Raw genomic sequence first — 25,302 nt, 5'->3', positions numbered from 1 at the left:
GTTTTAAATAATATAAAATGAAAATAGAAAAAGCAACTTCAGAACTTATTCCCAAGGAAGATCAAAACTGGCAGAACAGGCCAGAATGGTTTTTTAATAGAGAACATACAGACACCTACGAACAATGGTATGAAGGTAGGTACAAGCGCGCTGAAATATGGCAAAAAAAGGTAATGGAGCAATTGGTTTCAAAAGACAAACGTGTTAAAACCCTATTGGAGTTTGGCTGTGGTACAACCCGTTTTACACGCTGGTGGAAGGAGATTGGCATTGAAGCTACTGGTGGTGACATATCACCACTTATGCTATCCCAAGCCGTAGAACTATTTGATGGTGATCTTGTTATGGCCGACTCACACTATATGCCATTTAAGGACCATACTTTTGATTCGCTTGCATTCATTACCACATTTGAATATTACAAGAACCCAGTTCAAGTAATTCGCGAAGCCGCACGCGTTGGAAAATATGGAATAGCTATGGGAATGATGAACAGAAATTCGACCAAGGTAGTTAGAAGAAGAATACAAGAAGTATTTGGGATGAATCCTTTCTATCTAACAGCGACCTTTTATACACCTGAAAAACTCTCTAAAATTATCGAAGAGGCACTTCAAGGACGCGATTATTCCATTGAATGGACGTGTACAGGCCTACCAAAATGGTTTCCGATCCAACAATGGAGTCTACCCTTTGGGGACTTTTTTGGCTTGTATATCAAATTAAACGACGTAAAATAATGGGTGATAAACTAGGGAAAATAGACCCACATGTATTTGAGCAGTTTATCAGTAATAAATGTGGTTTTAATAGAGAGGAAGTAAGTGTAGGTCCTAATTTCGGTGTTGATGTATCCATAGTAGATTTACCCGGAACTATGGCGATGGCCATGACCAGTGACCCTCTGACCTTACTTCCAAGTCTCGGTTTGGAAGAGTCCGCTTGGCTATCCGTGCAATTAATGGCAAATGACATGGCAACCACGGGATATGCACCTATGTATGGGCAGTTTGTTCTAAATCTTCCGAGTACTTTTTCGAAATCCGATTTTCAAATATATTGGGGTTATATCCACAGCTTTTGCTCAAAAATAGGCATTGCCATTACCGGGGGGCATACAGGTTTTATTGAAGGCCAAAATTCTACCATCGCAGGCGGTGGGACATTTGTCAGTATTGCTCCGAAAACTAAAATATTGGTTTCTAAATATGCGAAACCCGGCGATGTGATATTAGTTACCAAATCATGTGCTATTTCTTCGACGGCCATACTTGCTATGTGTTTCCCTGAAACGGTTACTAATAAACTTGGTTCCGAAATACAACAACAGGCATGCGCTACTTTTTATCAAACTTCTTCCCTTGAGGACGCCCTGGCAGCAGTAGGTCAAAACCGTGAACATAATGATGTAACCGCCATGCACGATGTTACGGAAGGAGGTGTCTTGGGTGCAATATATGAATTGGCAACCGCCTCGAACAATGGTGCAATCGTTTATAACGACAAACTGCCTATAGGCATTCTACAAAGTGAAGTTTGTAAATTGTTTTCGTTGGATCCGCGTTACTGTATTGGAGCAGGTTCAATGATCATCACCTGTAAGGAGGGTAGTGCAAAAAAAGTTATCAATCGTTTGGCCAGGGAAAATATTTTCTGCTCAGAAGTGGGAAAAATAACCCATAGGAAGCAGGGTATTAAACTCGTAGCCAATGATGTAGCCAATGATCTATTGTACAATGAGAACGACCCTTACTGGGCGGCCTTTTTCAAAGCACTCAATTCAGGATGGAAATAAGGGGGAAAGCGAAAAGAAACATGGGTTCTGGAATCTATTTAATTGTCGACCCGGCAATGGATGAATCAATTCTCATGAATAAATTAAATTTATGTTTAAGTGAAAAATTAGCCGCAGTTCAAATTTGGGACAATTTTAAAGTCAACCAAAACATAATTGAACTGATCAACAGGATTTGTGAAAAATGCCATGCTAAAAATATTCCGGTATTGATAAACAACAGATGGGAACTGCTCAATAATTCGTTATTGGATGGTGTACATTTTGACGATATTCCAACGGATTACACATCTATAGTAGGAAGCGTACTCCATCCTTTTATTAGTGGACTTACATGCAACAACGATTTAACACATGTAGAATGGGCAAGTAGGAACAAGCTGGATTATATTTCATTCTGTTCCATTTTCCCGTCACAAACGGCCAACAGTTGTGAAATTGTAAATTTTGGAACCATTCATCATGCGTCAAAAAATTACGATTTACCTATTTATTTAGCTGGTGGAATCAAACCTGAAAACCTCCATCGACTAGACGCGTTAAAATATACGGGAATTGCAGTAGTGTCAGGAATTATGAGTAGCGATGTCCCCAACGAATCCATTAAAAAATATGCCCACAAATTAAATAACATATGAAAAAAGAAACAATCGATAAACTTTGTTGTCCGTTTGACAAAGGGGACCTTAGCCTAACAGAAATCACAAAAGATGTAGATGATAATATTTTGGAAGGCTTTTTTGTATGCTCATCCTGCAAAAGGTTTTATCCAATCGTAAAAGGAATACCAATTATGAGTCCTGACGAATTCCGTGAGTTTAAACTTGAACGGCCATTAATTGAAAAATGGCACAAACATCTTAAAGGTCAGAAGTTTGAAAACTTTCGTCTAACCGAGCCTGAACAAATAGAAAATTAGATCGCAGTTATTCTTGGAAAGCCCTATTGCAAATAACTTATTGCCGTAGAATTGAAATCAGCTTAAAGTTACATACTAAAATATCGGGGGTAATACCCCGATATTCAAATCCAAATTATAGGCCCCTATAATTTAGACGTTGTAAAGGGCCTCGGCGAGTTCTGTCTTTTTATGTCTACTAAGAGGTACCTGTTTACCAGCTACTTCTACTGTTTTACTATTGTACTTTTCAACTTTTTCCAGATTAACGATATAGGATTTATGTATCCTTAGGAATTTATCCTTCGGTAATTTTTGTTCAAAAGATTTCATTGTGGAAAGGATAACGACATTGCCTTCAATCGTTACCAATTTAATGTAATCGCCGAGAGCTTCGACCCAATTAATGTCGTTCAGAACAACTTTGCGCTGTCTAAGGTTACTTTTAACGAAGATATACTCTTCTTCTTCATCCAATTTATTAATCTGCTCATATTTGGCCACGGCCCTTTTTACAGAGGCATCAAATCGAGCTAGGGAAATGGGCTTATAAAGATAATCGGTTACGTTATAATCGAAAGCCTTGAGTGCATAATCCGGATTACCGGTAATCAAAATTACCTGTGGTGGGTTGTCCAAAGATTCCAAAAGATCAAAACCATTGATGATGGGCATTTCCACATCCAGGAAAATAAGGTCGATTTCATTATTTTTTAGACCGTTTTTTGCCTCAATGGCATTACTGTATTCAGCCACCATTGCCAAGTTCGGATGATTGTCCACTAATCTGGCCATGGTAGTTCGCTGCATAAACGAATCGTCCACTATTATACATCTCAATTTCATAATCGGAGGGATAGATTGATTAATAAAAAGTTCAAGGTACCCAAATGACATACCTGAGCACAATAAATGATGACAACCCTTTATAATATGTTGTGAAATGATACTTATGGGTAGTTAATTATCCGGTGGCTGTCTATTCAGATACTTGATTTAATTAAATCATTGAAAAAACTAAAAAATTGAATGGTCTGGGGTAATCGATGAATTGTGCTAAATTTGATATTAGATGAACCTATTAAAATGCAAAAACTGTTCGAACATATTAACAAATACACTTCAGTTGACAATAATGAGTTTCAGGAGATTGCGAAGTACTTTGATTTGAAAACTGTCAAAAAAAAAGAACTACTTTACGAACCAGGAAACAAATCTCTGGACCACTATTTTGTTTTAAGCGGGTGTCTTCAATTGTATATTATTGATGAAAAGGGTACCGAGCATACTTTACAATTTGCCATAGAGAATTGGTGGATTACGGATTATTTGGCCTATCACAACAATATGCGTTCAGAGTGTTATATCCAAGGAGTTAAAGCTTCGACCATACTTCACTTAACACATAATAACGAAAGAGAATTACTTAGACGGTTTCCTAATATGGAAACTTATTTCAGAAAGATATATCAAACAGCTTATGGTGCCTCACTTAATCGGATAAAGTATCTTTTTATTTATTCAAAGGAAGAAATCTATTTTAGGTTTAAAGAGGCCTTTCCTGATTTTGTAAACAATGTACCTCAATATCTAGTGGCAAGCTTTTTAGGCTTATCGCCGGAATACGTAAGTAAATTAAATAAAAAAGACATTTCTTGAACCAGTTCAAGATTATTTATGGCTGAATCCAGGACCTTTGTACCTTAAATGGAATACTATGAAAAAGTCGATAATAGTAGTAGGGGGAGGTTTTGCTGGCTTGGAATTGATAAAAAGGATCGGAAATTCACCAAAGTACCAAACCATATTGGTAGATGCCAATAATTATAATTTCTTTCCGCCTTTGATCTATCAGGTCTCTACCGGGTTTATGGAACCATCGGCGATTAGTTACCCCTTTAGAAAAATATTGAGGAACTTTAAGAATGTTCGCTTTAGGCTTGGAAGTTTATTGGAAGTGGTTCCCAATGAAAACAAAGTAATGCTGAGCAATGGTGAGTTGCACTATGATATATTGGTTATGGCCACAGGTACTGAAAGTAATTACTTCGGTAATAAGAACATTGAAAAGTATAGTTTACCGATGAAAACCATAAGTGATGCGTTAACTCTTAGAAACACCATTCTTACTAGGCTGGACAGGGCAACAAGACACGATGACAAAGAAGAACGAAAAAAATTATTGACATTTGTTATCGCTGGAGCCGGACCTACAGGAGTTGAACTTTCAGGCATTTTAGCAGAGATGAAGACCTCTATTTTGAAGAAAGATTATCCAGAATTGAGTGAAAGTGATTTAGGAAAAATATATTTAATAGATGGTCAAAGTGCAGTTTTGAATACCATGTCAAAAAACTCCCAAAGCTATACCTACTCCAAGCTAAATGAATTGGGTGTAGAAATAAGGCTGAACTGTTTGGTAAATGATTTTAAGGAAGATATTGTTTTACTGTCCGATGGTACTACAATAGAATCCAAAAATCTAATCTGGGCGGCCGGGGTAACTGCCAAGGCTTTCAATGGTTTCTCCATGGACAGTTTTGGAAAGGGAAAAAGGTTAAAAACCAACTCTTCCAATTTGGTCAACGGCTACGATAATATTTATGCATTGGGCGATTGTGCGTTGGTCCAAGGAGATATTGGCTATCCTGAAGGCCATCCCCAATTGGCCCAACCCGCAATTCAACAGGCCAAGAATTTGGCCTTTAATTTAGACAGGGACAAAAGCCCATGGACTCCTTTCAAGTACAGGGACAAAGGGTCATTGGCAATTATTGGAAGAAATAAGGCAGTTTTTGACTTGCCAAAGGAAAGGTTTTTTATAAAAGGATTTATAGCCTGGTTAATTTGGATCTTCGTGCATATTATGGGGTTGGTTAATTTTAAAAATAGGTTTCGCACATTCATTAACTGGATCGGGTACTACCTGTATAAGGATCAGTATTTTAGAATGATCATCAAACCAAACGATAAAAAATAATACCTTAAGGACTTATGGAAAAGTATAATCTAATATTAGTTGCATTGTTGGTTTTTTTCGGAAGTTGCAAAATGGACCAATCAAAAAATAGTGCCAAAACTGGACATTTACCAGACCTGAGCATTACCACGGACACTTTGACGAAACACTTAAAGCCCTTCAAAAAGGAGTTGCCAACTATAGGACTGCTGATGTTCAATGGCGTCCTGCAGAGTGAAGTCATTGCCACTTCTGATGTTTTTGCCAAACCAAGTATAGAAGGAAATCAGCTGTATAATGTAATAACCATTGCTGAAAATGCCGACCCAATAACATCAGAGGAAGGAATACGGTTTTTACCAGATTACACCTTTGAAAACTGCCCACAACTTACGGCCTTGTTTGTTCCAAGTGCCTATGACATGTACGCTCAAGTTCATAATGAAAAAATTGTAAGTTTTATAAAGGAAAAAAATAGGGAAACGCTATATACCGTAAGCAATTGTGCTGGAGCACAATTGATCGGCAAATCCGGTATTGCAGATGGACATAAAATTGTTACCTGGATCGGAGGGGGCACACAATTGCAGAAGGATTACCCTAATCTAAAGGTACAGAACGACAGTTCGGTGACCTTTGTAGAGGACGGAAAATTCAGCTCCTCCAACGGTAATTTGGCAAGCTACATATCTGCCCTAAATCTTTTGGAAAAAATGTCCGGTCCAGGGCATAGAAAGTTTGTTGAAGATTATCTATATCTTGATCGACTTCAAAATTGGAAAGATTAGGAATCACTTTTGTCTCCATGTTCAACAGCATAACCTAATCCATGATCGTGCTACCGCGACATAAATATTTGGTCTACGGCAAAGTTATCCAACGGTTTTTCAAAATAGCCCTTGACCAAAGAATGATCTTTAGCGCGCTTACGGTCCATTGAATTGGAAAATGCTGAAACGATATAAATTTCGAACGGGGCAATATTTCCTCGAATTTTTTCCAGTTCCTGCAGAAAGTGCCACCCTGTAAGTACTGGCAAGCCTAAGTCCAATAAAACCTTTTCCGGAAACTCCAATTTACCATCCATACATTCCTTTAGGGCGGTCAAAGCCTCCTGAACAGAATAAAAAGTACTAACCCTATTGTTGGGGTAAGATTGCCCTATCTTATACTTAATGGCAAATTGTGATACCATATCATCATCAATTATCCACAAGGTTTCTTCTCTCATATTAATCTAATATACCTTAATATATGTCATCAACAATTAACATCCGGATTTAAGATCGGTTTTTACCAAATTAATCTCCGATTTCATTTAATAATCCAAAATAATCCCTGAAATAATAGCTACTTATTTATTTGTCCCAAAATAAGGGCTGCCTAGCCTCAACTCAATAGAAATTCGCTGAACTGTTTTAGTATCTGGTTTATTGGTTCATGACACGTACATTTTTAGAATGGCAGAATCCTAAACTTAAAAATTGTGAATTCATCCCAAAAAATTAGTGGGGATTTGGTTGCTATGTATGGAAAGTCCATGATATTGCAAAAGACCAAAATGTGGTCTGGGACAAGAATTAGATTATAAGTAATTTGACCAAGTTTAATGCCATTATGTATTCGGTATTTATTATATGACCCATTATTCCTAATAATACTGCAGAACCTTTTTCCAAAAATGCCCATTACAAGTTTCCATTTATTTAAAATTAACTATTTTGGGTACTATTAGGGAACAAGATCAAGGAAAGGTTAGATTGGGACTATGATCTAGAATAGCTGCAAGCTACAACAGATATTTATTTATGGTCTTAAGGCAATATTAAAATGAATTGATTTCTGACATCAGAAACATGTAAAAATCATAAAAATGGACTTTAATAAGGAAATGAATGAAAAGGATAATTCAGACAATACAAATCCATTTGAAGAATTTCTACAAGTTAAAATAACCAATGACATTTACAAACAAGTTTTCAAGTACTCCATTTTTCCAAAAATCATCCATAATATGGACATGCGTATCATTGAGGCGAATGACAGTGCCATCAAAGAATTTGGTTACCCCAAGAATGAACTACTCAGAAAGAAACTAATAGACTTACAATACAAAGTTGATCAAGAGCCTTCAATTCGATTTGGTGGGAACAAGATACCTACGCAAAAGTTAACTGCTGAAAGAACCTTTAAACGTAAGGACGGGTCCGTTTTTTTTGCAGATATCACGCCCTGTATGTATATAATTGACGATAGGCCGGTAGTACATGTCCACATTCAAAACATCACCGAACGCAAGCAGGCGGAAGAAAAAATGAAGAAGTTAAATACAGCTTTGGAAGAAGAGGTAAGCAAAGCGGAATTGAACGCCAAACAAATTGAAACAAAAAATAGAGAATTGGAAGAGTTGGCCTATGTGGCCGCTCACGATTTGAAAGCTCCTATCACCAATCTCAATGTGTTAATTGAAATGATAAATACGCAAAGTATTCGTGGTGACAAGGATATTGAATTATTCAATAAATTGAAAAATAACATTGAACAAGTTTATAAAAAGGTATTCGCTCTGAACGATGTCATCAATTTTAAAACAACACTAAATGACCAGAAAAAACACCTGGAATTCGAAAAGGTATTTGATGAAGTTAAACAGAGTATTCCTGACCGTCTTAAATCTACAAACGCCAACATCGACGTAGACTTTTCCGAATGCTCTGAAATTGAATATCCACCCTTGCATTTAATAAGTATCCTACAAAATCTGCTAAGCAATTCGATGAAATTCAAAAGCCCGGATCGGTTACTGAAAATCGAAGTAAAAACCAGAAAGCGCAACGAAAGAGTTTATCTCCTCATAAAAGATAATGGACTTGGTTTTGACGCTGAAAAACATGGTGAAAAAGTGTTCGGCCTATTTAAACGCTTGCATACCCATGAAGAAGGAGTAGGGGTTGGCCTGTACATTGTTAAATCCATTGTTGAGACACATGGTGGAAAGATCGAAGTCAAAAGCAAACCTAATGAAGGGGCATTGTTCACCATAAATTTAAACAATTAAAAAATGCATAAAATATAATTGATTGAGTTTGATAAGAGAACAAAAATAAATCTGGGTTAATTTTAATATATGCCGATTTAGAATTTGGGCTAAACAATAAAGTATTGAATTTTGAAAAGTAAAATATTAAAATATCTCTCAAAATACACTGAGATTACAGAGCAGTTAGAGAATGCAATAAACGAAAGTGCATATTTCAAAAGCTATAAAAAAGGGGATATCCTACTTAAGGAAGGAGATTTTTCAAATGAATGTTATTTCATATTGGAAGGTTGTATTAGAAGCTATTTTGTTAAAGATGGAGAAGAAAAAACTATAGAGTTTTATACTGAGGAAGAAGTTGTTACACCTTCCAATATAGGTAAATCAACGCCTTCCCAATATTTCTTGGAATGTTTGGAAGATACAGTTGTAAATGTAGGCAATCCTGCCTTGGAAAATGAAATGTATCAAAAGTATCCACAATTGGAATCCCTATCCAGGGTGATCGCTGAAGTAATATTAACAAAGCAACAAGAATCATACACTGCATTTAAATCTTCTACACCGGAGGAGCGCTATTTACAATTGCTAAAAACAAGGCCCAATTTGCTCCAAAGAGCCTCTCAATATCAAATAGCTAGCTACTTAGGTATAAGACCGGAGTCATTGAGCCGAATTAGAAAAAGATTAATTAACAAATAATTGACTTCTTAACTTAAGTCAACAAGTTAAAATCAACGTCATCATATTTTTGTGCAAATTTTAATAAATAAAAATATGACGAACGTATTCAGAAAAAAATCAATATTCGTTGGTGTATTATTAATTTCAAGCATAGCTGTAGGTATTCTAAGTATAGACCCGGTCATTGATGGGATGGACAACCTTGTGAATATTTCCCACCATTCAAAACCGATACTTATTAGAGCATTCATGCAGTTTATCTTGGCTCTTATTTATGCGAGCATACCTATTATACTTTATTCATTATTTAAGACATTTAATACTGGACTGACAATTGGATTTCTAGTTTTTAGAATTATAACTGTGGTTTTCATTTTAATCGGCTGGATGAGCATACTGCTGCTATTGACCTTGAGTCAGGAATTCATACAAGCTGGAAGTCCTGACTTGCGTTATTTTCAAACGTTGGATAACTTGATTCGGTCAGGCAGAGATTTAATAAACCATGTAGCAATGCCTTTAATCCTGAGTGTAGGTAACTTAATGTTCTATTATATTTTGTATCAATCCAAGCTTGTCCCTAGATGGCTTTCAATTTGGGGGATTTTCGCCACTATTTTGAGCAGTGTTTTGGCCAGCATACTGCTTATGTTTGGTGTTATAAACATTATTACACCTACCTATATTACATTAACCTTCCCTACGGCTTTGTTGGAATTGATTTTAGCAACTTGGTTGATAGTTAAGGGATTTGATACTAATATTGTAAATTCTATTTCTTAAAAAAGGTGAAAACCAATTATAACATAATCATATTACTCCTGTTTTCTTTTTGCATTTTTGGGCAAAACGAATTATCACAGAAACAAGTTTTGGAAGACTATACCATTTTCAAAGAAATTATAACAACGGGCCATCCAAGTTTATATGAGTACACTTCAAAGGCGCAGTGGGATAGTATTTTTTACGATTTTGAACAAACACGGATAAAAGATCTAACAGAGTCTAAAGAGCTTTTTAAATCTATAAATTCAATAGCAAAAAATGCATATGATGGACATTTAGTCATTTATCACCCTAAAATGGATACAGTCCCTGCATTATTTCCATTACTTTTAAAAATAATCGATGGAAAACTTTATACGGATACCGATGATTTTGGTATTCCTCTAGGAGCAGAAATAACTTCTATAGAAGGTTTAAAAAGTAATAGAATTATTCACGAATTTTTGAAATACGCAGCATCCGATGGGTACAATCTAAACAAAAAGTATAGACAGATAGAGAAGGAATTTGGTATACTCTACTATTATGAATATGGAGAAAAGGAAAGCTTTACCGTCAAGTATTCTATCAACAACAGCGAATTAAGAACAATCGAAATTGTCCCAGAATCATTTGAAAGTTTAGAAAATAGATACCCTAAGAGAAGCTCACATTTTGCAATGTATCACGGAAATACCGATCGCGTAGAACATTTTAAAAATACATTAGCTGAAAAGTGGCCCTTCGTATATTACATGGACTCCATTAAATCCGGTGTACTAACTGTCAATTCTTTCGGTTTAGACCCGAAAGAGTTCAAATCAAGGTTGGTTGATCTCTTTAAAGATATAAAAAAGAAAAGGGTGTCCAATCTTATTTTGGACATCAGGCAAAACATTGGAGGATACAGAATAAACGCAATTAATTTATTCTCTTTTTTAACAGAGAAACCTTTTAAGCAAAGAATATCTGAAAGTACGGTCACAGATACTCTTCCCAAAAAAAGGTATGTGATTCACAGTATGGCCGATTACAATGAGTTTTTTAAAAGATATTTTGCTTCTGCTGAAAAGAAAGTTGGACGTTGGATATTAACAAAAGACCATGCCCAGGAAGAAATGATTCCTTACAAAAAACCATTTAAGGGCAAGGTGTATGTATTAATAGGAGGAAATACTTTTTCTGCCGCTTCGGCTTTTGCGCTGAATGCAAAAAACTGTCAGGAAATTACACTTGTTGGCAACGAAACAGGAGGAGGGTATTATTTTCATACGGCACAATATTCTGCACTTTATAAATTACCCAATTCAAAAATTATGGTTCGCGTGCCATTTGTAAAAATAGATAAATATGTTCTTGACAAAACCGTCCCTAAGGGTAGTGGAGTACTGCCCGACATAGAAGTTGAACTAACTGTGGAGGACTTAATCGACGGAATTGATAGCCAACTGGATTATATCGTAAAACATTTAATAGAAAAACAAAAAAAACATGGTAACACTGTACATAATGAATAGGGTTTTCATTGGTCCATTTAAGTTCAAGGCTAATTACAAACACTGTCAAATGCCAGATTTGGCACTTCGCACAAAAGCAAAAGAACAGAATGTAAAAAAAACTGCTGTTAGGTACAGCGGTCATCAAAGTTTTACATTACCATCAATTTGTCAATTAAGGATGACACCTATTATTTTGAGCCAATGAACAGAATAACTAAAACTATAATTTTAACATTTACCATTCTGGTTTCACTGCAAGGGTGTGGACAGAAACAGGCAACGGATATACAATCCACAAGAATTGACATATCGGATTATTCCCAAAGTTTTATTTCCTTCGACTCTCCGAATATTGCCATATCAAATGTTAAAATAATTGATGGAACAGGGAATCCATCCAAAACTTCACAGACTGTTCTGATAGAAAATGGAATAATTGTCGGGATTGGAGATGCCAATGACATTCAAATAGCAGATGATTTTTTTGAACTAAATTTATCTGGCAGGACTATTATCCCAGGCATAATCGGTATGCACAACCACATGAGAATACCTGAATCCGCAATGTTATCTACATCACCTAAACTATATTTAGCAAGTGGTGTGACTACAATCCAAACTTGTGGGACAGGAAATCCCTTTGAAGAGTTAGCTATCGCAAAATCGATAGATAGGGGAGAGCAGCCTGGTCCTGAAATCATTAATTCCGGGCCATATTTCACAGGTCCAGAGGGTAAATCGAATTTCATAAGATTTACCAATGAAAAAATGGTCAGGGATACCATTCGATATTGGGCAAGCAAAGGAGTACAATGGCTGAAGGTTTATAGAAATACCAGGCCACAGGACTTAAAAGTAATAGTTGATGAAGCACATAGGAATAATCTAAAAGTAACAGGTCACCTTTGTGCCACAACTTTTACCGAAGCTGCAGAAATAGGGATCGATGCCATAGAACATGGATTTATACACAGTTATGACCATGGAACAGAAAGGGAAGCTGGAGTTTGCTCTAAAAATAACGACTTTAGAACAAATCTGGACATTGACAGTGATACGGTCAAAGATGTGCAACAAAACCTTATAAACAATGGGGTGGCACTAGGTTCAACACTTGCCATTTTTGAAGCACAAGCTAATGTAATGGCAGATGCCAGAGACCTTGAAGTAATGGCTCCCATTCATAAAGAAGCGTATCACCAGCGTAAATTACGTAAGAAAGAACAGGGTAACGACTGGTATTTTAAACCAGAATGGTTGGTAAAATCAATGGCATACGAACTTCAATTTTTCAGGCAAGGTGGATTGCTGGTAGCGGGTCTTGATCCTGGCCTCCACAATATGCCCGGATTTGGAGATCAAAAAAATTACGAACTATTTATTGAGGCTGGATTCAAGCCAGAGGAAGCCTTACAGGTAATGACCTCTAATGGAGCAAAGCTACTGTCAAGAACTGACATAGGGACAATTGAGAAAGGAAAGTTGGCCAATATTGTAGTTCTCAATGGAGATCTGGAAAGAAACCCCAAAGTTATTCGAGAAGTGGAAATTGTATTTAAAAATGGTATTGGCTTCGATCCAAATAAACTGATTGAATCTGCAAAAGGAAATGTTGGTTCGGAAACAGACAATACTATGGTATATTTTGGCCAAAAAACTCCTTCGAATGAACCAGAACTATTCGCGCCGAATATAATTTCAAAACCTAATAGACATGAGTTCGGCTGTACAATATCGGGTGATGGGAATGAATTCTATTTTGGAGTAGACAATAATGGCGTTACGGAAATTCATTACACGAACTTATTAGAAGGTGTCTGGTCTCCACCCAGTAAACTTTTCGATTCGGCTTCAATAAGCTACAATGATCCAATGTTATCTCCGGATGAGAAAAGATTATATTTTATATCCAATCGTTCACTAAATGAAGATATTACTAAAGATGATATGGATATTTGGTATGTAGAAAGGGAAAACAAACAATCAAACTGGTCTGAGTCAATCAATTTAGGGTTACCGATCAACAGCCCTTTAAATGAGTACTACGCTTCTTTTACAAATGATGGTACACTTTATTTCGCATCTCAAGATAAAACTTTAAATGCCCCAAACTATGCTTATGATATATACCGTTCCAAATATGTTAACGGAAAATTCGTCAAACCTGAATTACTATCCGAATCAATTAATACCAATAGATACGAAGCGGATGTATTTATTGCACCTGATGAGTCGTATATGATATTTTGTTCCATTCGTAAAATCGGGAAAGGTCAAGGTGATTTATATATTAGTTTCAAAGATAAAGACGGGAAATGGGGCGATGCAGTTAATATGGGAAACGCAATTAATACGGAAAAGCACGAACTTTGTCCTTTTGTAACTAAGGACGGAAAGTATCTCTTTTATACAAGTAATAATGATATTTATTGGGTAAGTACGAAAATTTTGGATAATTATAGGGAATAATTTGGGATGGAAAGAAATTCAGTTCATAATGGCCCAAAGGGAAAAATGAATTAACTTATAGTTACCTGTTTAGATGGCTGCATAGCCAAGTCAAATGATGCCCGTGGAATGCAAAAGTTAGTTGATAAAGAAGGAGAATATTACGGTTGAGCAGTAATCTTCGCAACCATTTGTACTATTGTTTTTGATCTAAAGATCCATGATTACTTGTAAAAGGAGAATTGAAATTTTACCTTAATGGCCAAGATGCCCAAATCGGGGTAATATTTCCATCGGTTGTATAAAAGCATTTATGAAGTATAAAGAAATTAATCCAGGGAAACACCTTCAAAGCAAAATTCACAACTTCTGGGAGTTAAAAGGAGATGTCACGAGCCATAGTTGGGAACGTATTTTCCCTGATGGTTGCCCAGGCTTAATCATAAACCTTGGTGACAGATGCCTAACCGATAATGGAGCTACAACCATGGATCACGGTAAAACCTATGTGGTTGGTGCCATGACTTCTTTTAAAGAAAGTTATATAGACGAAAACACACACTTGATAGGCGTCTGTTTTAAACCTTCCACCTTTGCATCTTTCTTCTCTTATGCTTCTCTAAGCGAAATAAAAAATAACACAATTCAATTTGACCACAATTTATCTTTTGACCGAGACTATTTTTTCAATGGTAACTACATTGACTATTTAAACCAGTTCTTCAATGACAAGGTATGTAGCAAGTCTATAAGGTTACGCACGATAGTAAATGCTGTACAGGCTTCTAAAGGACTATTAACAATTGATGAGTTGTCTAAACAAAACGGTATTTCAACAAGGCAACTAGAAAGACTATTCAAAGATTTTATAGGGTTAACACCAAAAGAATATTCCAACATCATTCGGATTCAACAAGCATTAGCCTTAATAGCATCAAATAATAACCATAAAGCTTTATTGGATATTGCTTTTGAATGTGGATTTTATGACCACTCCCACCTCACCAATGCCATTAAACAACATACGGGATTTGTACCCTCCGAACTTTAAAATGTCGTTTTTTTCCAAAGCATAGCCTTTGATAACCTCCTACCTTTGTAGAAAAGTATAATTCTATATTCAATGAGAAAGATAAAACTATTTATCGCTACTAGTTTAGACGGGTTTATAGCCCAGCCAAATGATGACCTTAGTTTCCTAAAACTTGTCGAAAAGGAAGGGGAAGATTATGGTTACGCAGCATTTACATCAACTATTGATACTATTATTATCGGCCGCAAAACCTATGATTATGTAGTTAAGGAAATTGGTGCTTCGCATTACGACAATGGCGAAAGAGATGTCTATGTCATTACACGCACAGAACGTCCCGATAATGGAAGAATCAAATTTCATACAGGTAACCTGAAAGAATTGGTCACCAAACTTAAAAGTGAAGAAGGAAAAGATATTTATTGTGATGGTGGTGCTGAAGTGGTTAACGAACTACTTAAAAATGACCTCATAGATGAACTTACTATTTCCATTGTGCCCATTCTAGTTGGCAATGGTACAAAACTATTTAAGGAAGGTAGACCAGAGCAACTTCTGGAATTTGTAAGTGCCAAAACATTTGAAACAGGGTTAACTCAGTTGTATTACAAGCGAAAAACAAAGTATTAACTACAAGTCTACTGCCATAATAGTGTCTTAACAAAGTACTTGAAATTGACGTAATAACTTTTTAAACCTCAATAGAAATATGGAAAATCAAGTCGGAAAAACCAAAGACGTAGGATTTCAATTCGGAATAAGGAAAACATTTCCTGTTTCAACTAAAAGGGTTTGGGACTTTTTGTTCTCCAAAAAAGGAATAAATATTTGGTTGGGTCAATTGAAAAATGAACTTCAAATTAAAAAGGATTACGAAACTGAAAATGGCATAACAGGACTTATCCGTGTTTTTGAAGCAAATTCACATATTCGCTTGAATTGGAAATCCACACATTGGGAAAATACGTCAACCGTTCAAATTAGAGTTATTGGAAATCAGACAAAGACAACCATAGCCATCCATCAAGAAAAATTATTAGATGCAGAACAGAGAGCTGAAATGAAAGTTTATTGGAATAAAATAATGAAGGAAATTGGAACTGAACTATTGCGATATAGATAATAAAGTAATCAACAAATTTAACTATAAGGACTTAAACAAGTGGCCTCATTACACACAGTGTGTTCATTCTTATTTTTATAAAACAGGATTCTTTCTTTTAAGAAGAAAGATTAAAACACCTTTTTGCGATTCTCGTACGCAAAATCATTTGAAAATGGTTTGGTGCAATTGAAGTAGTCAAAAAAAAACCTAATACATTCAAAAATTTTTTGCGTAGTTAAATGACTTCATATATATTTGTAGTCAAATAACTTCATAATGAAATTAAGAAGAGACATATTTCAAGCAATTTCAGACCCAACAAGACGAGCGATATTAGTATTGCTCACTTCTCAAGCAATGACAGCAGGAGCAATTGCCGAAAACTTTGATGCAGCGAGACCTACCATTTCAAAACACATACAAATTTTGAACGAATGCGATCTTGTAGAAGCAAACCAACAAGGTCGGGAAATCTACTACGAACTGAAAATCGAAAAAATGAAAGAAATCGATAAATGGTTGGAACAGTTCAGAAAGATTTGGGAAAACCGTTTTGACCAACTTGACAATTTATTATCAACTCTTAAAAACAAAAAAAATGAAAAATAATTTGCAATTCGACTTCATTGTCGATAAAGAAAAAAACACGCTTTCCATTGTTCGTGAGTTCAACGCAGAAAGGCAATTGGTTTGGGACTGCTACACCAAACAAGAACTGTTAGACCAATGGTTTGCACCAAAACCATTTACAACCAAGACCAAATCAATGGATTTTAGCAATGGCGGACATTGGCACTACGCAATGGTTGACCCTGAAGGAACGGAGTATTGGGGTTACACGGAATATCACGATATAAATCCCATTGATTATTATCGTACAATCGATGCATTTTGTGATAGTGAAGCTAAAATCAATGAAGACCTTCCAAGAGCAAAATGGCTTGTGACTTTTAACGATAAAGGCGATAATTCTACGGTTACCACTGTTGTTACCTATGATTCACTAAATGACCTCGAAACAATTATAAATATGGGAATGGAAGAAGGAATGATAGCAACGCTTGAGAAATTAGATGAACTACTGGCAACCTTAAAGAAATAAGATGATGAAAAAAAGTAAAATCATTTATTTGAAAGTAGCTATGATGCCTTTAGGAACATTAAAAAATAATTAGAATGAAAAGTAGTCTATTATTCAATTTTTCGGTAAATAAGGAAAATAAAACCATTAATATTCAACGAGAGTTTAATGCAGAACTTGAATTGGTATGGAAAGCTTGGACAGAAGCTGAATTATTAAATCAATGGTGGGCACCCAAACCTTACCATATAGAAACAAAGAGTTTGGATTTAAAAGTGGGCGGAATGTGGCTTTATGCAATGGTAAGCCCCGAAAATGAAAAAACATGGTGCAAGGCAGATTATAAAGAGATTGAACCAAATAAGTTATTGTCTTGGCTAGATGCGTTCTGTGATGAAAATGGGATTGAGAACACATTAAAACCACGTTCGCTATGGACAAATCTTTTCACCGAAAAAAATGGGGTTACCCTAGTAGATATTATCTTAAAACACGATAAACTGGAAGATATTGAGACGATGATTAAAATGGGCTTCAAAGAAGGTTTTGAAATGGCTCTATCAAATTTAGATCAGTACATCGAATCACAATTTAAATTACGTAAACAAAACAAACCGAATAATATGGCTAGAGTGTCCACCTATTTAAACTTTCCTGGTAATACAGAAGAAGCTTTTAACTTCTACAAACAAGTTTTTAAATCCGATTTCATAAATGGCATCAAGCGCTTTGACGAAGTCCCAGATGACCATAATCATCCACCTATGGACGAATCCGTTAAGAAAATGGTGTTACACGTAGAGCTTCCCATTCTTGGAGGTCATATTTTAATGGGTACAGATGCACCCAAAGAATTTGGGATGACTGTAAACCTAGGAAACAATATGCACATCAATCTTGAACCAGAATCCCGAGAAGAAGCTAAGCGGCTTTTTGATGCACTTTCGGAAGGTGGAAATATAGAAATGCCTATTCAAGATATGTTTTGGGGTGCTTATTTCGGTAGTTGTGCGGATAAGTTTGGAATCAATTGGATGATTAATTATCAAAACCAATAATGACAATGAAAAAGAATAAAATCATATTCTGGACAACTACTTCCATCATTTTTGTAATGGAAGCATTAATGCCTTTGGCAACGCTTTTATTTGCGCACGAACATTTTAATGCTGGAACTAAACCCTTGGGTTACCCCGATTACTTTGCCTATGCTTTAATAGTTTGTAAGATATTAGGGGCAACTGCAATAATGTTCCCAAAACTTCCTGCTAAGCTAAGGGAATGGGCATATGCAGGTTTAACATTCAATTTACTATTTGCCGTCATTAGCCATTTGGCAGTAGATCAAATTATATCATATATCCTAATGCCTGTAATGGTGGGAGTTGTGCTAGGAGTTTCCTATGTCCACTCACAAAAAATCATATTCAAATCTAAAAATATATAATTATGTCATTTCAAACATATATCAAAAACATTGAAGAAAAAACAGGTAAAACTGCTCAAGACTTTCAAGATTTTGCTGAACAAAAAGGGTTTACCAAAAACGGAGAACTAGTTGTAAAAGCTACCGAAGTAACCAATTGGCTTAAAGAAGAATTTCAATTAGGTCACGGACACGCAACGGCAATGTATGCTTATATTAAGGGAAAAAGAGATTAATAACATCCATTATATAATATCTAATTGTACTATCCTCCAAATTAAAATTAAATGAAAAAGTTAACCATCTCCAAGATAGGAGTCATTGTATTTATTATCATATTATTCATATTACATTTCGTAAACACATCTGTCAATCCAAAATGGCAACCTATCAGCGTATATGCCATTGGTACCGCAGGTTGGTTAATGAATATTGCATTCTTTTTACTTGGTATAAGCTTTCTAACTTTGGGCTTATACTTAATTAAAAACTTCCCAAAAACAGGTGCAAAAGTCGGAGGAATCCTATTAATACTAGCATCCCTAGGTAATTTTTTAGCAAGCATTTTTAATACGGATCCCATTAGTACACTTCCCGACCAAATGACAATGAGCGGTCAAATTCATAACTCAGCTGCAGGGCTATTGGGTTTTATGATTTTAGCTACAGTGTTTATAGCATTCCAATTCATAAAACGTGAACAACTTAAACCATTTGGAAAAAACATGCTTGTTTTAACTGTAATTCTTTGGGGTTCAGAGTTAGCTTTAATTGTTACTATGGGTATTTATATGAGTGAAACTAACGGTATGATAACACCAGAAACTCCAATTGGTTGGCTTGGCAGAGTTGTAATAGTAATTTGTGCCATTTGGGTTTGGGCTTGTGCAAATTATCTACAAAAATCTAATTTCAAAAATTGATTCTAATGAAAACCGTTAATCAATTCCTTACAGATAGAGTTAAGGAAGAATACCAACCAATTATTACAAAATTCAGAAACTTAATTCACTCGAAATTCCCATTTTTAAACGAAGAAATGCGAGGGGGAACCGAGAAATATTACGGAGTTCCTGTTTACCGGAACAATAAAATCATCATAACGGTGAGCCCCACACAGAAAGGAGTTACGTTCTCATTTACGGATGGTAAACTATTTGAAGATAAGTATAACCTACTGGAAGGGGTTGGTAATAAAACTTTAAATCTTAGAATAAGTGATAGTAAGGAATATAGTGACGAAGTATTTGAATACTATATTTTGCAAGCAATAGCATTAGATCATAAAAAAGATTTAATATGAAAACATCCATTCCAAGAATGGTTCCTAATATCTAATCCAGCAATATGGAAGGATGTAATAAAAATTAAACAAATTATTGAAGAGCTTATTCGCAAGGGTCAGGGTATTTTGTAGTTTTTTTGGTAACATGGAATTTTGGCCTAAATAAACTAAAGGATTGAATTATTCCAATCCTTAAACTCTTATAGAGAAGGGACGCAAAATAATTAACAAAACAGAAGCACTTTTACATGCTTTTTAAGATTGAAAATAAAGGCACAAAGTTTATCTATTAATGATGTGATGGAGGGAGAATGGAAATTCTAAAGAGACTCAGGTACATTATGGCAGGTGGGGAGTTTTAAAAGGGAAGAGTAAGATGGTCGTTGGATTTGCTATAACTTCGACGCAAAACTAGAAAATAATGAAGCTTTTAAAAACGATAAGATTATCAATCGAACCTTAATTCAATCATTTTCAATACGTTATAATATTATTCTATTTCCTTATTTTTAAACAAAACATAAAATAATGAAGGATTCCTTTTTCAAACAAATATATAGCCATCCAAACATTAAAAATGATAACTATAAGACCATTATAGAGGCCCATGAAAGGGTTGAGTTTTTCAAGAACGACACTATACTTAGCGAAGGAAAGATTAGTAACGCATACTATTTAATTAAAAAGGGATTGTTTCGATCCTATGTTATGGATTATAAAGGTAACGAGATTACCACCGATTTTTTTGGTCCAAATGATATTTTAATTGAAGTAGCTTCTTTATTTCTTCGTATTCCTTCCAAAGAAACCATTCAAGCCATAACAGACTGTGAAGTTTATAAAATCGATTTCAACGATTTCCAAAATTTATATAGCACCATAGACGGATTTACAGAATGGGGACGAGCTTGGATGTCCCACCAACTTTTTATGGCAAAACATCGTGCCGTTAATATGCACACACAAAGTGCCTCACAACGATATTTAAACTTAGCAGAGGAAAAGCCCCTAATCATTAAGGAAGTTCCGTTAAAACACATTGCTACTTACTTGGGGATTACTGATACATCTTTAAGTAGAATAAGAAAAGAAGTACTAACTTAAGTAGATAACTTGCCATAGGACAAGATTTTAATGATTTTCTTTTTTCACTTTTGTTATACTAATAATTTAAAAAATAGAAAAGATGAAAAAATTTAATCCTGTGGTGTGGTTCGAAATTTATGTAAATGATATAGATCGAGCTGCAACGTTTTATGAAAAAGTACTTCAAGTTGTGTTAGAAGATATGAGCGACCCAACAGATTCATCCGTACAAATGAAATGCTTCCCTAGTGATATGGAAAATTACGGTGCAGCCGGAGCTTTGGTAAAAATGGAAGCAGTAAAACCTTCTACTAATGGGAGTCTCATTTATTTTGGATGTGAGGATTGTAAGGTTTTAGAAGATAGAGCAGCAAAAAATGGAGCTGAAGTAATTCAAGAAAAAATGGCTATTGGGGAACATGGTTTTGTATCCATTGTTAAAGATACAGAAGGAAATTCTATTGGGTTTCATTCGATGAACTAAGAAAAATAGAATGACTCTAAATGACCAGAATAATATCAAGACCTAATTGCGGGAACTCGCCCAAAATGGAATTCATAGAACAATTTAATATTGCCTTTGCCAAAGGGGATGCTACCTTTCTTACCAACAATGTAACGGACGACATTGTTTGGAACATCATTGGTGACAAGAAAATCGTAGGAATAGAAGCATTTACAGTAGAATTAGAAAAAATGCAATCTTTAAAAACCTCTGAATTGATAATAAATCAAATCTTATCCCATGGTAAAGAAGGAGCTGCAAATGGTGTAATGATAATGGAAAATGGAAATCAGTATGCCTTTTCGGATTTTTATATTTTTCAGGGTGCAAAGGGTGAAAAAATAAAAGCCATTACGTCGTACTGCATAGAGATTTAGATTAACCATGACTATAGAAATGGTTTGAAGAAAATGAAAATTAATGAGCACTTAAAGGTTAACCTTACCATTGTTGAGATTTTCAAAACGAATGTTAACAACCAACAGTTAGCAAATAGAATAATTGCTGACCTCATTCAATTATATCCGGATTACCGTATCAATTTCGATTTAGAAGATTGTGACAACATATTAAGGATTGAGGATAACGATTTCATTGACATTTTAGGTGTTGTTAACTATGGTAAAAAAAACAATGTTAAAATCAAACTTATAGTTTAGTGAGATAATTTCTATTTAACTCTTTATGAGATGATAGTCCTAACTATATATAATATTGAGCATCAACATTGTATTTTTCTTTATACGCAATGGGTGTTATACCTGTAATTCGACCAAAGACCTCCCTAAATGCCTTGGTATCGTTATAGCCGACTTCATGCATCACTTCACTAACAGATTTTCGCGTACTTTCAAATGCTTTCTTTGCTGCTTCCACTTTTAACCTTTGTAAATAATCTAATGGCCGTAAATCCGTTGCCTTGATAAATCTGCGGTCAAAACTTCTTCTGCTCAGTCCAAATTTTGTAGATAAATCTTCAATGGAAATTTTGTCTTGATAATTGTTTTCCATGAATAACTGAGCTTCCAGAATAATTTCATCATTGTGATTTTTATGTCCATTAAAAATCAAAAATTCAGATTGTTGGCTTCGGTTAACATCTACCTGAAAGTATTTGGCACAGTGAATTGCCGTTTGCCTGTCATAAAATTTTTGAACCAAATACATCAATAAATGCAAAAAAGAATATGCCCCACCATTGGTGTAAATTCCGTTTTCATCGGTTATCAATTTATCAGTTTGGATACCCACGTCCGGAAATAACTTTTTAAATTCTTCTTCCTTAGCCCAATGGGTAGAACATATTTTTCCTGATAGCAAGCCACTTGACGCCAACATAAAGCTACCAACACACATACTAGCTATTTCAGCACCTTCCTTATACTGTTTTTTTATCCAATCAATCAAGATTTGGTTGTTGGGTGTAGCCATCTGATAATTACGAATCAATGTGGCTGGCACAATGACCAGATCAGTTTTTGTGCATTCAGAAATGGCGACATCTGATTTTATAGACAAAAAACCGTTGTCTAAAAACTTTTTCTTAGTTGCGCTTACCAAATTAATGTGAAAAACAGATTTCTTGCCCTTATTCTCAAAATAAGCATTTGCTGCTGCAAACACTTGTAAACTACCAACTATACAAGCCACAGTACTCATATTTGTTTGGTCATCTGGAACAAGTATACTTAAGTGTCTCATATTAAATTAAACCGTTAATCGAATATAATTTATTCTAATGTCTAAATCAACCCTTCATAATGTCTAAATACCACACCTTACAAGTGTGTAATACCCATTAAATTTGAATTAATAATAAATAACATACAAGTTGGGAAACTTTATATACAACTTCTCAAATGATAAGACTGCAAGTGAAGTTTTTAATTTTTTATTAGATATTACTAAATGGTGGGTATGATTTTATGAAGAAACCATAACCGGAAGTAGTCAAAATATTGGAGATGGGTTTTGTTTTTTCGCAGGTGGAGGCATGCATATTACCAATCAAAAGCTAGTTGAATTAATACCCAGTAAAAAATTGCTTGGTTGGTAACAGAAAGTAACCTTTCATATTTAAAAGATCACAACGAATGGAATAACACTAAATTGATATTTAATATTAGTAAAAATTCAACGGGAAATACGTGGGTTCAGTTTACACATAAAGGTTTAGCACCACAGGTTGAATGTTATAATCAATGTTCCAGTACTTGGTTAAACTATTCAGAACAACTTGAAACAAAACTTAATAAAAAATGAAAAAACTAATACTATTCCTTTTTATTTCTGTATTACTAATGAGCAATTTAAAAAGTAAAGTGATAAATCAAAACTTAATAATAAATCAAATGGAAAATCAGAATTACACGTCAACTATTATAGTAAAAAAAGATGCTCAAACAGCATTTAATGCTATCAAAAACTTTAGAGCTTGGTGGTCTGAAGAAATTATTGGAGAAACCGGCACCTTAGGTGAAACTTTTTTCTACCATTATAAAGATGTGCACTTGTGTAAAGTAAAATTAATTGAAGAGCTACCAAACAACAAGTTGGTATATCTAGTAACAGACAACGAGTTTAGCTTTGTGAAAGACAAAACAGAATGGATAAACACAAAACTAATATTTGAAATATCCGAAGAAGGCAATCAAACAAAAGTAGTGTTTACCCATGTAGGGCTAACACCTGAATATGAATGCTTTGAGGTATGTAATGATGCATGGACTAGTTATATACAAGGAAGCTTAAAAGGTTTAATAGAAACAGGTTTTGGCAAACCCAATGCAAAAGAAGGTGGTCTAAATGCGGAATTAGTTAGAAAATGGGGGCTACCTGATAAATAACAGTTTTAATTAATTATGAATGTAAAAAACAGCTTGGTCAATAGAAATATTATCGAAATTTTCAAAACTAATGTTAACAACCGACAATTGGCCAACAAAATAGTTTATGAGCTCAATCAGTTATATCCTAAGTATCGTATCAATTTCGATTTAGAAGATCGTGATAAGGTACTTCGTGTGGAAAGCTATACTAGTATTGATGTTTTGGGAATTATCAATTTTGGAAAATTAAATAACCTAGAAATAAAGCTTCTCGGCTATTAAATGATTGTAATTTTACAGCTCATTTTTTATTTCAGTTGTAGGCAATAAACGTGAATCTTCAAGCGCAGCAGTTCGGTGACCTGCATATTTTAGATAGTCCTCACTTTGTGCAAATTCCATGAATTTCATTACCGATTGATGTTTAACCAATAAAACAGCATCCCATTTTTCAGTTTCTGGTCCAATTAAATATTCCTTGCTTTTTCCATAAAATATAATTTCACTTCCTACTTCTTGAAACTGTGGTATTGTAGCATCAAGGTATAACTGATAAGCTTCTTCTCCACTAATTTCTTGTTTGGGACTTAGATGTTCTATATTTGTGTAGTCAGCCGTTTCTTTAAACTTTAGTAAATTAAGCATTATAATTTTTCCCTTGTCTTTAAAGTTTTGATAAAATTGTTTACCGCGATCCGGGGTACCTTCTAGATATTTTTTCATAACAGACTATTCGATAATGTTAAGGTTTAATAAACGTCAAATTGCAGCCATCTAATTTAATAGAAAACACATTTTCAATTAAATTTTTCCTTCAAAATTTTGTGCAATCAAATAACTGCATATTAAAATTAAGATGAGATAT

32 protein-coding genes are annotated in these 25,302 nt (G+C 34.9%); 28 read left to right on the top strand and 4 right to left on the bottom strand.

Going from position 1 to position 25,302, the window contains the following annotated elements; translation table 11 throughout:
- The first annotated feature begins 17 nt into the window (after window positions 1-17).
- From H4O18_RS16700 to H4O18_RS16685, 4 genes are read left to right on the top strand one after another with little or no spacing between them, the layout of a single operon-like run.
- Window positions 18-740: a class I SAM-dependent methyltransferase gene (locus H4O18_RS16700; RefSeq protein ID WP_187586663.1), complete on the top strand. Its 723-nt coding sequence runs from the start codon at window positions 18-20 to the stop codon at window positions 738-740.
- On the top strand, window positions 740-1,795 hold the full coding sequence (locus tag H4O18_RS16695) for an AIR synthase family protein (RefSeq protein ID WP_187586661.1): 1,056 nt from the start codon (window positions 740-742) through the stop codon (window positions 1,793-1,795). The genes H4O18_RS16700 and H4O18_RS16695 overlap by 1 nt, the downstream gene beginning before the upstream one ends.
- On the top strand, window positions 1,786-2,433 hold the full coding sequence (locus H4O18_RS16690) for a thiamine phosphate synthase (protein ID WP_187586659.1): 648 nt from the start codon (window positions 1,786-1,788) through the stop codon (window positions 2,431-2,433). The genes H4O18_RS16695 and H4O18_RS16690 overlap by 10 nt, the downstream gene beginning before the upstream one ends.
- A complete protein-coding gene (locus H4O18_RS16685) occupies window positions 2,430-2,714 on the top strand; it encodes a Trm112 family protein (RefSeq protein WP_187586657.1) in 285 nt (94 codons plus the stop codon). Before H4O18_RS16690 ends, H4O18_RS16685 begins: the two co-directional genes overlap by 4 nt.
- 132 nt (window positions 2,715-2,846) lie before the next feature.
- Here the strand turns inward: H4O18_RS16685 and H4O18_RS16680 are convergent, their stop codons facing one another.
- Entirely contained in the window at window positions 2,847-3,539 is a 693-nt protein-coding gene (locus tag H4O18_RS16680) for a LytR/AlgR family response regulator transcription factor (protein WP_187586655.1), read from the bottom strand.
- A 240-nt stretch (window positions 3,540-3,779) separates the two neighbouring features.
- Between H4O18_RS16680 and H4O18_RS16675 the strand changes: the two genes are divergently transcribed.
- From H4O18_RS16675 to H4O18_RS16665, 3 genes are all read left to right on the top strand, one after another.
- Window positions 3,780-4,352: a Crp/Fnr family transcriptional regulator gene (locus tag H4O18_RS16675; protein WP_187586653.1), complete on the top strand. Its 573-nt coding sequence runs from the start codon at window positions 3,780-3,782 to the stop codon at window positions 4,350-4,352.
- 58 nt (window positions 4,353-4,410) lie between these two features.
- A complete protein-coding gene (locus tag H4O18_RS16670; RefSeq protein WP_187586651.1) occupies window positions 4,411-5,673 on the top strand; it encodes an NAD(P)/FAD-dependent oxidoreductase in 1,263 nt (420 codons plus the stop codon).
- A gap of 71 nt (window positions 5,674-5,744) precedes the next feature.
- A complete protein-coding gene (locus H4O18_RS16665) occupies window positions 5,745-6,440 on the top strand; it encodes a DJ-1/PfpI family protein (RefSeq protein WP_246474362.1) in 696 nt (231 codons plus the stop codon).
- Between the two features lie 50 nt (window positions 6,441-6,490).
- Here H4O18_RS16665 and H4O18_RS16660 read toward each other — a convergent pair whose 3' ends face one another.
- Window positions 6,491-6,883, bottom strand: coding sequence for a response regulator (locus H4O18_RS16660; protein ID WP_187586647.1), 393 nt, complete (start codon window positions 6,881-6,883; stop codon window positions 6,491-6,493).
- 642 nt (window positions 6,884-7,525) lie between these two features.
- On the opposite strand from H4O18_RS16660, the gene H4O18_RS16655 reads away from it, so the two are divergent.
- The 19 genes from H4O18_RS16655 (at window position 7,526) to H4O18_RS22000 (ending at window position 22,268) form a co-directional block, all read left to right on the top strand.
- Window positions 7,526-8,710 carry a PAS domain-containing sensor histidine kinase gene (locus tag H4O18_RS16655; protein WP_187586645.1) on the top strand — a complete coding sequence of 395 codons (1,185 nt, stop codon included), beginning with the start codon at window positions 7,526-7,528 and terminating at the stop codon, window positions 8,708-8,710.
- Between the two features lie 111 nt (window positions 8,711-8,821).
- Window positions 8,822-9,394, top strand: coding sequence for a Crp/Fnr family transcriptional regulator (locus H4O18_RS16650; RefSeq protein ID WP_187586643.1), 573 nt, complete (start codon window positions 8,822-8,824; stop codon window positions 9,392-9,394).
- Between the two features lie 75 nt (window positions 9,395-9,469).
- Complete coding sequence (locus tag H4O18_RS16645) at window positions 9,470-10,159, top strand: DUF4386 domain-containing protein (protein ID WP_187586641.1); 690 nt, start codon at window positions 9,470-9,472, stop codon at window positions 10,157-10,159.
- Between the two features lie 5 nt (window positions 10,160-10,164).
- Complete coding sequence (locus H4O18_RS22520) at window positions 10,165-11,658, top strand: S41 family peptidase (protein ID WP_187586639.1); 1,494 nt, start codon at window positions 10,165-10,167, stop codon at window positions 11,656-11,658.
- Window positions 11,659-11,841: 183 nt separating this feature from the next.
- Window positions 11,842-14,109 (top strand): amidohydrolase family protein, encoded by a 2,268-nt coding sequence (locus H4O18_RS16635; protein WP_187586637.1) that lies wholly within the window; start codon window positions 11,842-11,844, stop codon window positions 14,107-14,109.
- 292 nt (window positions 14,110-14,401) lie between these two features.
- Window positions 14,402-15,139 carry a helix-turn-helix transcriptional regulator gene (locus H4O18_RS16630; RefSeq protein WP_187586635.1) on the top strand — a complete coding sequence of 246 codons (738 nt, stop codon included), beginning with the start codon at window positions 14,402-14,404 and terminating at the stop codon, window positions 15,137-15,139.
- Window positions 15,140-15,211: 72 nt separating this feature from the next.
- Window positions 15,212-15,751: a dihydrofolate reductase family protein gene (locus H4O18_RS16625; protein WP_187586633.1), complete on the top strand. Its 540-nt coding sequence runs from the start codon at window positions 15,212-15,214 to the stop codon at window positions 15,749-15,751.
- A 79-nt stretch (window positions 15,752-15,830) separates the two neighbouring features.
- A complete protein-coding gene (locus H4O18_RS16620) occupies window positions 15,831-16,244 on the top strand; it encodes an SRPBCC domain-containing protein (protein WP_187586631.1) in 414 nt (137 codons plus the stop codon).
- 258 nt (window positions 16,245-16,502) lie between these two features.
- Window positions 16,503-16,835 (top strand): metalloregulator ArsR/SmtB family transcription factor, encoded by a 333-nt coding sequence (locus tag H4O18_RS16615; protein WP_072861652.1) that lies wholly within the window; start codon window positions 16,503-16,505, stop codon window positions 16,833-16,835.
- Complete coding sequence (locus tag H4O18_RS16610) at window positions 16,825-17,328, top strand: SRPBCC domain-containing protein (RefSeq protein ID WP_187586629.1); 504 nt, start codon at window positions 16,825-16,827, stop codon at window positions 17,326-17,328. Before H4O18_RS16615 ends, H4O18_RS16610 begins: the two co-directional genes overlap by 11 nt.
- A gap of 74 nt (window positions 17,329-17,402) precedes the next feature.
- A complete protein-coding gene (locus H4O18_RS22515) occupies window positions 17,403-18,365 on the top strand; it encodes an SRPBCC domain-containing protein (protein WP_187586627.1) in 963 nt (320 codons plus the stop codon).
- A gap of 5 nt (window positions 18,366-18,370) precedes the next feature.
- A complete protein-coding gene (locus H4O18_RS16600; RefSeq protein WP_187586625.1) occupies window positions 18,371-18,754 on the top strand; it encodes a DoxX family protein in 384 nt (127 codons plus the stop codon).
- 2 nt (window positions 18,755-18,756) lie between these two features.
- Entirely contained in the window at window positions 18,757-18,969 is a 213-nt protein-coding gene (locus tag H4O18_RS16595; RefSeq protein ID WP_187586623.1) for a DUF4287 domain-containing protein, read from the top strand.
- 51 nt (window positions 18,970-19,020) lie between these two features.
- Window positions 19,021-19,656 carry a DUF998 domain-containing protein gene (locus H4O18_RS16590; RefSeq protein WP_187586621.1) on the top strand — a complete coding sequence of 212 codons (636 nt, stop codon included), beginning with the start codon at window positions 19,021-19,023 and terminating at the stop codon, window positions 19,654-19,656.
- Window positions 19,657-19,661: 5 nt separating this feature from the next.
- Window positions 19,662-20,036 (top strand): DUF1801 domain-containing protein, encoded by a 375-nt coding sequence (locus H4O18_RS16585; protein WP_187586619.1) that lies wholly within the window; start codon window positions 19,662-19,664, stop codon window positions 20,034-20,036.
- A gap of 510 nt (window positions 20,037-20,546) precedes the next feature.
- Window positions 20,547-21,122: a Crp/Fnr family transcriptional regulator gene (locus tag H4O18_RS16580; RefSeq protein ID WP_187586617.1), complete on the top strand. Its 576-nt coding sequence runs from the start codon at window positions 20,547-20,549 to the stop codon at window positions 21,120-21,122.
- An 82-nt stretch (window positions 21,123-21,204) separates the two neighbouring features.
- Entirely contained in the window at window positions 21,205-21,588 is a 384-nt protein-coding gene (locus H4O18_RS16575; protein ID WP_187586615.1) for a VOC family protein, read from the top strand.
- Window positions 21,589-21,608: 20 nt separating this feature from the next.
- Complete coding sequence (locus H4O18_RS16570) at window positions 21,609-21,986, top strand: nuclear transport factor 2 family protein (protein ID WP_187586613.1); 378 nt, start codon at window positions 21,609-21,611, stop codon at window positions 21,984-21,986.
- A gap of 33 nt (window positions 21,987-22,019) precedes the next feature.
- On the top strand, window positions 22,020-22,268 hold the full coding sequence (locus H4O18_RS22000) for a hypothetical protein (protein WP_222942444.1): 249 nt from the start codon (window positions 22,020-22,022) through the stop codon (window positions 22,266-22,268).
- A gap of 43 nt (window positions 22,269-22,311) precedes the next feature.
- Here the strand turns inward: H4O18_RS22000 and H4O18_RS16565 are convergent, their stop codons facing one another.
- Window positions 22,312-23,310: a GlxA family transcriptional regulator gene (locus H4O18_RS16565; protein WP_187586611.1), complete on the bottom strand. Its 999-nt coding sequence runs from the start codon at window positions 23,308-23,310 to the stop codon at window positions 22,312-22,314.
- A gap of 557 nt (window positions 23,311-23,867) precedes the next feature.
- Here H4O18_RS16565 and H4O18_RS16560 point away from each other — a divergent pair.
- Window positions 23,868-24,455, top strand: coding sequence for an SRPBCC family protein (locus H4O18_RS16560; protein ID WP_343065472.1), 588 nt, complete (start codon window positions 23,868-23,870; stop codon window positions 24,453-24,455).
- 15 nt (window positions 24,456-24,470) lie between these two features.
- A complete protein-coding gene (locus H4O18_RS21995; protein ID WP_222942443.1) occupies window positions 24,471-24,719 on the top strand; it encodes a hypothetical protein in 249 nt (82 codons plus the stop codon).
- Window positions 24,720-24,731: 12 nt separating this feature from the next.
- On the opposite strand, the gene H4O18_RS16555 is transcribed toward H4O18_RS21995, so the two are convergent.
- Window positions 24,732-25,160 (bottom strand): DUF1330 domain-containing protein, encoded by a 429-nt coding sequence (locus H4O18_RS16555; RefSeq protein WP_187586609.1) that lies wholly within the window; start codon window positions 25,158-25,160, stop codon window positions 24,732-24,734.
- Window positions 25,161-25,302 lie beyond the last annotated feature (142 nt).

It is taken from the genome of Arenibacter arenosicollis (genome assembly GCF_014397245.1).
Taxonomy (GTDB): domain Bacteria; phylum Bacteroidota; class Bacteroidia; order Flavobacteriales; family Flavobacteriaceae; genus Arenibacter; species Arenibacter arenosicollis.
Note: the sequence above shows the minus strand (reverse complement) of the source record. Positions and strands in the feature narration are given on the sequence as shown.